12 protein-coding genes are annotated in these 11579 nt (G+C 72.1%); 5 read left to right on the top strand and 7 right to left on the bottom strand.

Annotation, left to right across the window (positions count from 1 at the left end; translation table 11 throughout):
- Nucleotides 1-82: 82 nt before the first annotated feature.
- Both DA075_RS13365 and DA075_RS13360 read right to left on the bottom strand, forming a co-directional pair.
- The gene (locus tag DA075_RS13365; RefSeq protein ID WP_099953656.1) at nucleotides 83-2050 is read right to left on the bottom strand and encodes a methyl-accepting chemotaxis protein; all 1968 of its coding nucleotides are present in this window, start codon (nucleotides 2048-2050) and stop codon (nucleotides 83-85) included.
- Between the two features lie 272 nt (nucleotides 2051-2322).
- Complete coding sequence (locus DA075_RS13360; protein ID WP_099953655.1) at nucleotides 2323-4134, bottom strand: IlvD/Edd family dehydratase; 1812 nt, start codon at nucleotides 4132-4134, stop codon at nucleotides 2323-2325.
- A 225-nt stretch (nucleotides 4135-4359) separates the two neighbouring features.
- On the opposite strand from DA075_RS13360, the gene DA075_RS13355 reads away from it, so the two are divergent.
- On the top strand, nucleotides 4360-4572 hold the full coding sequence (locus tag DA075_RS13355; RefSeq protein ID WP_099953654.1) for a hypothetical protein: 213 nt from the start codon (nucleotides 4360-4362) through the stop codon (nucleotides 4570-4572).
- A gap of 94 nt (nucleotides 4573-4666) precedes the next feature.
- Nucleotides 4667-5845 (top strand): pyridoxal phosphate-dependent aminotransferase, encoded by a 1179-nt coding sequence (locus DA075_RS13350; protein ID WP_099953653.1) that lies wholly within the window; start codon nucleotides 4667-4669, stop codon nucleotides 5843-5845.
- A 13-nt stretch (nucleotides 5846-5858) separates the two neighbouring features.
- Here the strand turns inward: DA075_RS13350 and DA075_RS13345 are convergent, their stop codons facing one another.
- Entirely contained in the window at nucleotides 5859-6863 is a 1005-nt protein-coding gene (locus tag DA075_RS13345; RefSeq protein ID WP_210207036.1) for an NADP-dependent oxidoreductase, read from the bottom strand.
- A 104-nt stretch (nucleotides 6864-6967) separates the two neighbouring features.
- Here DA075_RS13345 and DA075_RS13340 point away from each other — a divergent pair, with 104 nt between their 5' ends.
- Nucleotides 6968-7654, top strand: a complete 687-nt coding sequence (locus DA075_RS13340) for a TetR/AcrR family transcriptional regulator (RefSeq protein ID WP_099953652.1) — start codon at nucleotides 6968-6970, stop codon at nucleotides 7652-7654.
- Nucleotides 7655-7782: 128 nt separating this feature from the next.
- Here the strand turns inward: DA075_RS13340 and DA075_RS13335 are convergent, their stop codons facing one another.
- Genes DA075_RS13335 through DA075_RS13325 form a run of 3 tightly spaced genes read right to left on the bottom strand, consistent with a single transcriptional unit; the run spans nucleotide 7783 to nucleotide 9686 of the window.
- Nucleotides 7783-8253, bottom strand: a complete 471-nt coding sequence (locus DA075_RS13335; RefSeq protein ID WP_099953651.1) for a DUF3237 domain-containing protein — start codon at nucleotides 8251-8253, stop codon at nucleotides 7783-7785.
- Between the two features lie 26 nt (nucleotides 8254-8279).
- A complete protein-coding gene (locus DA075_RS13330) occupies nucleotides 8280-9137 on the bottom strand; it encodes a DUF1206 domain-containing protein (protein WP_099953650.1) in 858 nt (285 codons plus the stop codon).
- Between the two features lie 12 nt (nucleotides 9138-9149).
- Nucleotides 9150-9686, bottom strand: a complete 537-nt coding sequence (locus DA075_RS13325; protein ID WP_099953649.1) for a tellurite resistance TerB family protein — start codon at nucleotides 9684-9686, stop codon at nucleotides 9150-9152.
- A gap of 136 nt (nucleotides 9687-9822) precedes the next feature.
- On the opposite strand from DA075_RS13325, the gene DA075_RS13320 reads away from it, so the two are divergent.
- On the top strand, nucleotides 9823-10620 hold the full coding sequence (locus tag DA075_RS13320; protein ID WP_099953648.1) for a DUF3750 domain-containing protein: 798 nt from the start codon (nucleotides 9823-9825) through the stop codon (nucleotides 10618-10620).
- A gap of 63 nt (nucleotides 10621-10683) precedes the next feature.
- Here DA075_RS13320 and DA075_RS13315 read toward each other — a convergent pair whose 3' ends face one another.
- Entirely contained in the window at nucleotides 10684-10929 is a 246-nt protein-coding gene (locus DA075_RS13315) for a DUF305 domain-containing protein (protein WP_099953647.1), read from the bottom strand.
- A gap of 181 nt (nucleotides 10930-11110) precedes the next feature.
- Between DA075_RS13315 and DA075_RS13310 the strand changes: the two genes are divergently transcribed.
- Entirely contained in the window at nucleotides 11111-11323 is a 213-nt protein-coding gene (locus tag DA075_RS13310; protein WP_099953646.1) for a hypothetical protein, read from the top strand.
- The last annotated feature ends 256 nt before the right edge of the window (nucleotides 11324-11579 follow it).

Below are 11579 nucleotides of genomic sequence, written 5' to 3'. Positions count from 1 at the left end.
GCCCCGCTCCGGTTATCTCTCACGCCGCGACGGCGCAGCCGCGAGGGGTGAGGACGGCGCCCGGAACCATCATGGGAGCCCGTTAGGCGGCGCGCACCGAGGCGATGAAGGACGCGACCTCGCTCCCGAGACGGTCGGACTGGCGCGCCAGCGCGGAGGCCGAGGCCAGCACCTCGGCGGCGGCGGCACCGGCCTCCTCGGAATCCTGGGCGACGCCCGAAATGGTGCGCGTCACCTCGCCGGTGCCGGTCGAGGCCTGCGCCACGTTGCGGGCGATCTCCTGCATGGCTTCGCCCTGTTGCGCGACGGCGCCGGCGATCGCGGCGGCGCCCCCGTCGATCTCCCGGATGCGCGCCGTGACCGTCCCGATCGCCGCCACGGCGCGGGCCGTCGCGGCCTGGATCTGCGCGATCTGGCCGCCGACCTCCTCCGTCGCCCGCGCGGTCTGAGCGGCGAGCTCCTTGACCTCGGCGGCGACCACCGCGAAGCCGCGGCCGGCCTCGCCGGCCCGCGCCGCCTCGATCGTGGCATTCAGCGCCAGGAGGTTGGTCTGCCCGGCGATGCTGGCGATCAATCCGACCACGTCGCCGATCCGGGACGCGGCCCCGTCGAGGGCCTGGACGAGGGCGCCGGCCTCGTCGGTCTCGACCACGGCCCGCCGCGCGAGGTCGGCCGAGTCCCGCACCTGACCGCCGATCACCGCCACCGAGGCGCCGACCTGCTCGGCCGCCGCGGAGACCGCCTCGACATTCTGCGCCGTCTCCTCGGCCGCCGCCGCCACGGCGGCGGAGCGCTCCGCCGTCCCGGACGCGATGGCGCTCATGCCGCGGGCGGTCTCCTGGAGGGCGCTCGCCGAGGCGAAGACCGTGGCGACCACGGCGCCGACCGCCTGCTCGAACCGGTCGGCCATGTCCTGGAACGCCGCCCGGCGCTCCGCCTCGCTGCGCGCCCGCTGCGCCGCCTGCTCGGCGACGAGGGCCGCGTTCTCGACCATCGTGCGGTGGAACACCGCGAAGGCCCGCCCGATGGCGCCGATCTCGTCCTGGCGCCGGGAGGCCGGCACGGTGACCGAGAGGTCGCCGCCGGCGACGCGCCCCATCGCCGCCGCCAGCTGGGTCAGCGGACCGGAGATGCGCTGGCCGACCCACCAGGACAGGCCGGCGGCGCACAGGACGACGAAGCCGATGCAGCCGAGGATCAGCCGGCCGGTCCAGTCCCGCGAGGCGGAGACCGCTCCTTGCGCGCGGGCCCGCTCCTCCTCGGCGGCCTGCGCGACCGCGGCGAGGCGGGGCGCGAGGCGCGCATAGATCGTCGCGAGGTCGTCCGCCTCCTCCTTCAGGCTGCCGGCGCCGACCAGATAGGCCATGAAGCCGTCCCGGTAGCGCCCGACGAGGTCGCCGATCTCCTCCCTGTCGGCCGGGCTCAGGCTCGTGCTCTTCAGGGCCTCGACGAACTCCGTCGCCCGCTCCCGCAGCGCGTCGCCGTAAGCGTCGTCGCCCCGCAGCATGAAGTCCTTCTCGTGCCGGCGCATCATCAGCATCAGCACCGCGAGGCGCGGCTCGTCGATCCGGGCGAGGCGCGTCTCGACGTCGTGGATGGCCGTGCGCAGACGTCCCTGCAGCCCGTCCTTCTCGGTGAAGCCGAGGGTGCGCTGCGCGGCCGCGACGTTCTGGAAACGCGTGGCGTAGATGTTGAGGCCGGCCCGCAACGCCTCCGCCGCCTTGAGCGGCGCATCGTCCGGCAGGGGGGCGACCTGCCGCTCGATCTCCTCCAGGCGCTCGGCGGCCTTGGTCAGCAGGGCCTCGCGCTCGCCGATCAGCGTGTCCTTCCGGTGCAGCAGGAAGTCGGTCTCGATCTGATGGGCCTTGAGGAGATCGTCGGCGAAGACCGTGATCCGGGCCGCGAGATCGGCGGCATGATCGGCGCTCGCCTGAAGCCGCTCCTGGCTCCACGAGCCCCAGCCGAAGACGATCCCTAACAGCAGGACACCGCCGACGCCGAGGACGGCGATCTGTGCGCGCAGGCCGATGCTGGGAAACCGGGGCTTCATCGGATGGCCTATCAGAGAGACGAGGCCAATTTGTTAGCCGGCGGAGCCTTAAGATCCGGTGTGATTTGACCATGTCGGCCACATAACCGTTACATGGCGCGAAGAACTAACATCCTGCACTGCAAAACGCTGGGTCAAGGCGGTGGACGGCGTCGCACGCGTGCCCTGGACCTCCCGGAAACAGCAAGGCCCAGGATCTCCGCGCTCCCGCGGGGAGATCCTGGGCCTTGCTGCCCTCGCCCCGGACCGTCACGGGCCCGGGGCGACCGGGATCAGTGGTTGTCCCGCGGCACGCCGTACGTCTGGGCGATGCGCTGGAAGGCTTCCGAGCCCTTGAGGATCATGCCCTCGGAGAGCTGGTCGACCATCGCGCGCTGGATCGCCTGCCAGGGGGTCTGGCTCGCCGGATAGGGGTAGCCGCCCCGGGCGCTCAGGTCCTCGCGGCGCCGCCGGATCTCCTCCTCGGGGAGCAGGATGTCGGCGGTGCGCTTGTTGAGGTCGATCCGGACCCGGTCGCCGTTCTGGAGCAGGGCGAGGCCGCCGCCGGCCGCCGCTTCGGGTGAGGCGTTGAGGATCGAGGGCGTGCCCGAGGTGCCGGACTGGCGCCCGTCGCCGATGCAGGGCAGCGAGAGCACGCCCCTGCGGATCAGCTCGCCCGGGGGCTGCATGTTCACCACCTCGGCCGCGCCCGGATAGCCGATCGGCCCGGCGCCGCGCATGATCAGCACCGTGTGCTCGTCGATCCCGAGGGCCGGGTCGTCGATGCGGTGGTGGTAATCCTCCGGCCCGTCGAACACCACGACCTTGCCCTCGAAGGCGTAGGGATCGTCCGGGTTGGCGAGGTAGCGGTCGTAGAACTCGCGGCTGATCACGCTGGTCTTCATGATCGCGGAGTCGAACAGCGAGCCCTTGAGGTTGAGGAAGCCGGCGCGCTCGCGCATGGGCTCGCCATAGGGCTTGATGACGTCGCGGTCCCAGGTCTTGGCGCCCTCGCAATTCTCCGCCACCGTGCGGCCGTTGCAGGTCAGCGCGTCGGCGTGGAGCTTGCCGGCCTCCAGGAGCTCGGCCATCACCGCCGGCAGGCCGCCGGCGCGGTAATATTCCTCGCCGAGATACTGGCCGGCGGGCTGCATATTGACGAGGAGCGGGATGTCGTAGCCGACCCGCTCCCAGTCGTCGCAGCTGAGCGGCACGCCGATCAGCTTGGCGATGGCATTGATGTGGATCGGCGCGTTGGTCGAGCCGCCGATGGCGGTGTTGGCGACGATGGCGTTCTCGAACGCCTCGCGGGTGAGGATGTCGGAGGGCTTCAGGTCCTCCCACACCATCTCGACGATGCGCTGGCCGGTGGCGTAGGCGGCCTGGCCGCGCTCGCGGTAGGGCGCGGGAATCGCCGCCGAGCCGGGCAGCGCCATGCCGAGCGCTTCCGCCAGCGCGTTCATGGTCGAGGCGGTGCCCATCGTGTTGCAGTGGCCGTCCGACGGCGCCGAGGAGGCCACGATGTCGAGGAACTGCTGGTAGTCGATGTCGCCGGCGGCGTGGCGCTCGCGGGCCTTCCACACGATGGTGCCCGAGCCCGTGCGCTCGCCGCGGCTCCAGCCGTTCAGCATCGGGCCGACATTGAGCGAGATGGTCGGGATGTTCACGGTGGCGGCCGCCATCAGGCAGGCCGGCATGGTCTTGTCGCAGCCGGTGAGCAGCACGACGCCGTCGAGGGGATAGCCGTACAGCACCTCGACCAGGGACAGGTAGGCGAGGTTGCGGTCGAGCGAGGCGGTCGGCCGCTTGCCGGTCTCCTGGATCGGGTGGCACGGGAACTCGAAGGCCACGCCGCCCGCCGCCGTGATGCCCTCGCGCACGCGCTTGGCGAGCTCGAGGTGGTGGCGGTTGCAGGGCGACAGGTCCGAGCCGGTCTGCGCGATGCCGATGAGCGGCTTGCCGCCACGCAGCTCCCCTACCGTGAGGCCGAAATTGAGGTAGCGCTCGAGGTAGAGCGCCGTCATGCCCGGGTTGTCCGGGTTGTCGAACCAGAGGCGCGAGCGCAGGCGGCTGGCATCGATGCGAGGGCGCGGCGTCTGGGCCATGGCGGGGTCGTCCTTCCCGAATCCGTTCTTGTCGAGAACCGTTCGCGGGAACCTATGGACCCGGCCGGTGCAGGAAGGCAACACCGACGCGCGCATGTCCGGCGCCTCCGCGGCTGCGACCCCGGAGGCCCAAAGTTTATCGCGCCGGTGCTGTCGCAACGCCGGCGAGCGGTGCTATGAGGCCGGTTGAACCGTACCGCTCGACATATCTCGGGGGAGCCGCCGATGAGCCAAGAGAAGACGTCCAACCCGCTCGTGCCGATCGCCATCGTGGTGGCGATCCCGGTCGTCGTCTGCCTGATCCTGATGCTCACCGACGAGGGCATCGAGCGCTCGCTGCTCTGGGCGGCGATCAAGACCGGCATCATCCTGACCGTCCTCGGCGGCGCGATCTCGTTCGGCGTCAGCCGGCTCGCCGAGCGCAACACGTCGCGCTGACCGGTCCGTCCCGACGGCACCGGAAGGCCGCGGGACGACAAGGCGGGGCCTCTCACGCCCCGCCCGGACGCCATCGAGGAAACGAGAGACCGCCATGCCCGCCATCGTTCCCGCCTTCTCGCGCATCGGGGAGGAGAACGCCTTCGCGGTGCTCGCCCGCGCCACGGCCCTGGCCCAGGCCGGCCGCGACGTGATCAATCTCGGCATCGGCCAGCCCGACATGCCGACCCCGCCCCACGTGGTCGAGGCGGCGGTGAAGGCCCTCCAGGACGGGCACCACGGCTACACCCCGGCGGTCGGCATCCTCCCCTTACGCGAGGCGGTGGCCCGCGACCTCGACCGGCGCCTCGGCGTCCAGGTCTCGCCCGACAGCGTGATGATCGTCCCGGGCGGCAAGGTCACCATGTTCATGGCGATCCTGATGTTCGGCGAGCCGGGGGCCGAGATCCTGTATCCGGATCCGGGTTTCCCGATCTACCGCTCGATGATCGAGTTCACCGGCGCCACGCCGGTACCGGTGCCGATCCGTGAGGAGAACGGCTTCGCCTTCTCGGCCGAGGAGAGCTTAAGCCTCATCACCCCGCGCACCCGCCTGCTGATCCTCAATTCTCCCGCCAACCCGACCGGCGGCGTGACTCCGAAAGCCGAGATCGACAAGTTGGTCGCCGGCCTCGCGGCGCATCCCGACGTCGCGATCCTGTCGGACGAGATCTACGGCACGATGACGTATGACGGCGAGCGCCACCACACGCTGCTCGCCTATCCGGAGATCCGCGACCGGCTGATCTATCTCGACGGTGCCTCGAAGACCTACGCGATGACCGGCTGGCGCCTCGGCTGGTCGGTCTGGCCGGCGCCGCTCTACGATGCGGCCCGCAAGCTCGCGGTGAACTCCTTCTCCTGCGTCAATGCCGCCACGCAATGGGCCGGCATCGCGGCCCTCGACGGGCCGCAGGATTGCGTCGCCGCGATGATGGCCGAGTTCGACCGCCGCCGCCTGCTGGTGGTCGAAGGGCTGAACCGGCTGCCGGGCGTCTCCTGCATCACCCCGAAGGGCGCCTTCTACGCCTTCCCGAACATCGCCGGCACCGGCTGGAAGGCCAAGGCGCTCGCCTCGGCGCTGCTGGAGGAGGCCGGCGTCGCGACGATCGGCGGGCCGGATTTCGGCGTGCATGGCGAGGGCTACCTGCGCCTGTCCTACGCCAACTCGGCCGAGAACATCGCCCGGGCGCTGGAGCGGATCGGCGCGTTCCTGGAGGGGAACCGGCGCTGAGCGGCGCCACCCGTCACCCCACCGTCAGCACGATCTTGCCGCGGAGATGCCCGCTCGCGGCGCGCTCATGCGCCCGGGCAGCCTCCGCGAGCGGAAAGGTGCTGTCGATCGCGACGCAAACCGCGCCCACATCCAGAAGGCGACCGAGTTCCGCCAACTGCGCGCCATTGGAGCGGACCTGGGCCATCGATACGGTGATGCCCCGCTCCCTCGCCTCCTGGGCATCCTGGAAGCCGAGAAAGACCGGAAACAAGGCGCCGCCGCGCTTCAGCGTGCGCAGGAACCGGCCGGTGGAGGGACCGCCGACCGTATCGAGGACGAGGTCGAGATCGCGCGCCATCGTCTCGGGCGCGGTCGCGGTGTAGTCGATGATGTCGTCGGCGCCGATCTCGCGCAGGAAGGCCTGGTGGCGGCCGGACGCCACCGCGGTCACCCGCGCGCCCCGCCACTTGGCGAGCTGTACCGCGAGATGGCCGACGCCGCCGGCGGCCCCGTTGATCAGGATCGACCGGCCTTCCAGCGGCACCGGGCGATGCGGCACCGTCTGGAACGGATTCGGCGCGTCATGCCCGAGCGCGATCAGGTACTGCCAAGCGGTCAGGCCCGCCATCGGCGCCCCGGCGGCCTGGACGAAGTCGAGGCCGCCGGGCTTCCGCGCCAGGTCGGAAGCCGGTGCGGCGACGTATTCGGCGTAGGCCGCGCTGTCGCCGAAGCTCGGGAAGCGGATCATCCCGAACACCGCGTCGCCGACCGTGAAGCCCCGCACGTCGTCGGCGACCGCCGCGACGATGCCGGATACGTCCGACCCCACGATCACCGGCAGCGTCACCGGCGGGTTGAAGCCCGGCACTGCCGTGTAGCCATCGCGCAGGTACCAGTCGGGCGGATTGACGCCGGCCGCCAGCACCCGGACCAGCACCTCGCCCGGCCCCAAGCGCGGCAGCGGCACGTCCTCGTAGCGCAGCACCTCGGGACCTCCGAACGCGTGCAGCCGCACCGCCTTCATCGTGGTCGTCATCGGCCTTCTCTCCGTGGGCTTTCTCCGCCGTGCCAGATCGGCTAGCCTATCCGGAGCGGTGATCCGAATAAACGGATCGCCGCTCCGTTTGTCAAGAAGGGTCCATGCGCGCCGACGCCCGGAAGAATTACGAGCAGCTCCTCTCGGCCGCCCGCGCGGTGGTGACCGAGCAGGGCGTGGATGCCTCGCTGCGCGACGTCGCCCGCCGCGCCGAGGTCGGGCTCGGCACGCTCTATCGGCACTTTCCGACCCGCGAGGCGCTGCTCGAAGCGTTGCTGCGTACGAGTTTCGACGCGCTGACCACACGGGCGGACATTCTCGAAGCCTCGCTCCCGCCGGCCAAGGCGCTGACGACCTGGCTGCGGGAGACGGTCGGTATCGCGCGCGAGTACCGCGGCGTCCTGGCGACGATGGCGGCCGCGATCGCCGATCCGGCCTCGCCGCTGCACGAATCCTGCGTGACGATGCGGGCTTCGGGCACGCGTCTGCTTCAGGCGGCCCAGGCGGCGGGCACGGCGCGGGCCGACATGGACGGCGCCGACCTTTTCGCGCTCGTCGGCGCGCTCGCCTGGCTCGGCGACCAGCCCGCTTTCGCGCCGCGGACCGACCACCTGTTCACGCTCATTGCGGGGGCGATCCTGACGGGGCCGACGGAGAAGCTGAGGGTCGTGGACGCCGCCCTGGCCCGTGGGATCGCCGACGCCGAGGCGGGACGGGGAGTGCCGGTTGCGGAGGCTTTCGCCCGTATCCGCGCCGTGCTGGCGGAAGAGGGGAGCGGCTCCTGCGGATGAGGGGCCGCCCGATCGATCGTCGATCCGCTCGATGGCGCCGATGCCGACCGCGTCATCCCGGGCTCGGGCCAAGCGATGCCGGAACGACGATGGAAGTCACCCCCTGACGGAGCCGCTCGGGCAGGCCCTCACATCACCCCGTACACATCATAGACCGGCCCCTCCGGCAGCCGCTGCCCCACCCCGACGGCGATCAGCCTGGTGAGCCAGGCGAGGTCCGGCGCTCCGGTCTCGAAGCGCAGGGCCGTGCGGAAGTAGTACTGGTCCGGTGCCACCGCCTCGCCGCGGCCGAGGCGGGCCAGCACCTCGGGCGGGCCGGCGCGCAGGCCGGCATACTGGCAGTAGACGAGCCCGCCGCCGGCCGCCCGGAAGGTCAGGCGCACGTCGAGATGCGTCGTGCCGTCGGGCTCGACCCGCAGCCAGTCGCCGGCCGGGGCGGGCAGCACCTCGCCGGCGAGGCGCGGACCCGCGACGGTGCCGCCGGTGACCGGCACGACCCGCAGGTCGGTGCCGCGGGAGGGCCCGATGCCTTGCGGCGCGCCGACCGTGAGGCTGATGCGGAACAGAAACTCGGTGCGGAGCGGCAGCGGCGCGTCCATGCGGTCTTCTCCGATTCTCTCGCGTTCTATCGCGCGATATCCTCCACCGCCCGGCGCGCCGCGTCGAGGTCCGGCGGGTCGATGCGGCGGTAGCGGGCCTGGACGAGGCCGAATACCCCGAAGGCGGCGAGGCCCGCCGCCGTGAGGCCGAGGAGCACCCAGCCATAGGGCTCGCCCCGCAGGGCCTGGAGGGCGCCGCCGAGGCCCTTGACCTCGCTCGACCGGCTGGCGATCGCCGCCGCGATCAGGAAGCCGCCGATCAGCCCGAAGGTGAGCGCCCGCGCGGCATAGCCGAAGCGGCCGACGTGACGCACCCAGTCGCGGGCGTCATGGGGCACGGACAGGCGCTTGCACACGTCGCCCTTCCACGCCTTCAGCGCGAAGGCGAGGCCGGCGCCGATCACGATGAGGCCAACCGCGCCGACGAGCCACTGGCCGAAGGGCTGCTGCAACAGCCAGGCGGTCCAGTCCCGCGCGCCCTGATCCTCGGACTGGCGGGCCGTGCCGCGCCCGAGCGCCGCCAGCATCATCGAGAGGCCGAGGCCGCCATAGGTGACGCCGCTGACGAGGTGGCCGGCCCGGGTCGCCAGCCCCTTGGCCGAGCGGCCGTAGCCGTCGGCATCGGTGAGCGCCTCGACCACCCGCCAGAGCGCGAAGGCGGCGAGGCCGAACGCCACGAGGCCGAGGAGAATCCAGCCGAAGGGCCGCTCCAGCAGGATCAGGAGCGCGCTGCGGCTGCCCCCCGTCTGGCCGCCGACGCCGATCGCCGCCAGCACGGCGAGGCCGCCGACGAGGCAGTAGGTGACCCCGCGGGCGCCGTAGCCGAGGCGGGCGAGCAGTTCGAGGGCTTGCCGGCCGCTTGGATGCCCGGATCCTCGGCGCATGGGAGTCTCCGGTCAGGCTGCGAGGCCGGATTCGACCCGGGCCACCGCCGTCTCGTCGAGGTCGAGGGCCTCGGCCAGCTGGCGCAGGAAGGTGCGCTCCTGCATCGTGTCGGGGTCGATGGCGAGGCGGGCCGCAGCATAGATCCGGGCGCCCGCCCCGGGATCCTGTACCCGGTCGGCGATCTCGTCGATCGTCGCCGGGTCCTCCAGCTCGCGGGCAAGCCATTGCCGGCCGGCGAGGTCGAGGCCGGATTCGGCGACCGCCGCGTCGAGCCGCTCGCGCTCGCGGGCATCGATCAGCCCGTCGGCAGCCGACGCCGCCACCATGATGCGCAGGCAGAGCGTCGCCTCGTCGTCGCTCAGCGCCCCGGCATCGAAGGGTTTCCCGGACGGTTGCGTGCCCGTCCCCGGCCCCGCAGTCGCGTCGGCTTGCGTCGCCCGCAGGGCGAGCCCGGCGATCAGCGCCAGCCCGCCGAGGGCCGCGGAGGCCGCGAGCCCGCCGCGGCGACTCCGCACCAGGGCGTCCAGCACCCGTTTCACTTCGGCCATCGCGCCCTCCCGTCCGACTCGCTTCTTTGCCGACAACGGTCTCGCCCGGCTCCGGTTCGAGCAGGACGGATCGATCGCTGCGGATCGATCGCCGCGCCGGTTGCCCTGCCACGCTCGGCGCGCCATCTCTCCGGCCATGCTCCTCGCCCTGGCCTGGCTCGCGCGCACGCTCGTGCTCGCGCTCATCCTCCTGTTCCTGCTGCCGCTCGCCGCCCACGCCCTGTGGTGGTGGAGCCGCGACGACCTCGCCCCCGACTGGACCACCGCCGACTGGTCGAGCGCCCGGCTCCTGCCCGCCGCCACGGCCGCGCCGGAGGCGAGCGTGCGGATCTACGCTGCCCGGGTCGGACGCTGGCGGGGCATCTTCGCCCATCACACCTGGATCGTCGTCAAGGAGGCGGGCGCGTCGCGCTACACCCGCTACGACGTCGTCGGGTGGGGCCTGCCGGTGCGCAAGGACGCCTACGCGGCCGATGCGCGCTGGTTCGGCAACCCGCCGCAGGTGGTGCTCGCCCTCGACGGCGAGGCGGCGGCGCGGGCCGTGCCGCGCATCCACGCGGCGGTCGCAGCCTATCCGTATGCCAAGGCCGGCAGCTACAGCGCCTGGCCGGGGCCGAACTCCAACACCTTCGTGGCCCACGTGCTGCGGGCGGTGCCGGACCTCGCGGTGGCGCTGCCACCGACGGCCCTCGGCAAGGATTTTTCGGAGCGCCTGATCGCCCGGACGCCGAGCCGCACCGGTTTGCAGCTCTCGGCCCGCGGCTATCTCGGCCTCACCCTCGGCTGGGTCGAGGGGATCGAGGTGAACATCCTCGGCGCGGTGGCGGGACTCGACCTGCGCCGCCCGGCCCTGAAGCTGCCGGGCTGGGGCCGCATCGGCATGGATCCGGCCGGTGCGACCGAGACCCTGATCGCCCCGACGGCGCGGAGCTGAGCGGGATCCTCACGGCCCGGCCGGGCCGCGCACGCCCCCCCGAAACCTGGCCATTCGGCAGCATCAGGTTGCGAGCCGCCGCCGCGAGACCCGGAGCCCCGTGATCAGGCCGGTCTCCCCGCGCCGCTGGTGGCGGATGGTGCGGGAGAGGGGGCGCACCCACGGGTCGCCGGCCTGGCCCACGGCCTGATCGACCATCCGCACGGCGCCGGCATGGTGGCGGCTCACCAGGGCCGAGAAGGCGCTGCGGAGAAGCCCGGGCAGGGCGGCGCGCCAAACCGTGGCGTCTGCGAAGGGCCGGACGAGCATCGTGACGGATCGCTCCTGCGCGAGGTCCTTCCTCACCCCATCCGTGACGGGTCCTGCGCGCCACGACGGCCTACGTTGCGCCTTCGCATCGATGTGCGGATCCGAGGATCATCGGAACGCCGGCCGTGAACCAAACCATGGTGCGGTGCGTTGAGACTGGCCCCGAGGTTCGCACTGCCCCATGTCCAGCTCCCGATTCGTCAAGGCCGACGCGGCCCCTTCCCCGCTTGCCGGCTCGTTCGCCCCGGTCCTCACCGGCGTCTCGCGCGGGCTGCAGGACCTGTTTCCGCCGGTCGAGCTGCCGCTCGCCGCGCGGGAAGCGCATCAGGACGAGCGGGACGCCGTGGCCCCGGTGCTGCGGTCGCGCCCGGTTCCGGAGCCGCGGCTGGCCTGAGAGCCTGTTCGATGGATCTTTCTCCACTTCCATCCCCTCCCGGTCATCCCGGGGCCGCGTAGCGAAAGCCGGGATCCCTCAGCGCTGACGACTCAGGAAGAGGCGGAAGGCTTTCCGCTCGGTCTTGCGCCGTCGGCAGTCATGGATCCGGGCTCTCGCGTTTCGGCGAGCGTCGGGATGACGAGGAGGGTATCGGTTCGGTTGGCCAACTCGAACAGGCTCTCGGATGAGGGCGCAGGTGGGAGAACCAATCGGA

Source organism: Methylobacterium currus, assembly GCF_003058325.1.
In the GTDB taxonomy this organism is placed as follows: Bacteria; Pseudomonadota; Alphaproteobacteria; order Rhizobiales; family Beijerinckiaceae; genus Methylobacterium; species Methylobacterium currus.
The sequence above is the reverse complement of the archived record's forward strand: the minus strand, read 5'-3'. Positions and strand labels throughout refer to the sequence as shown.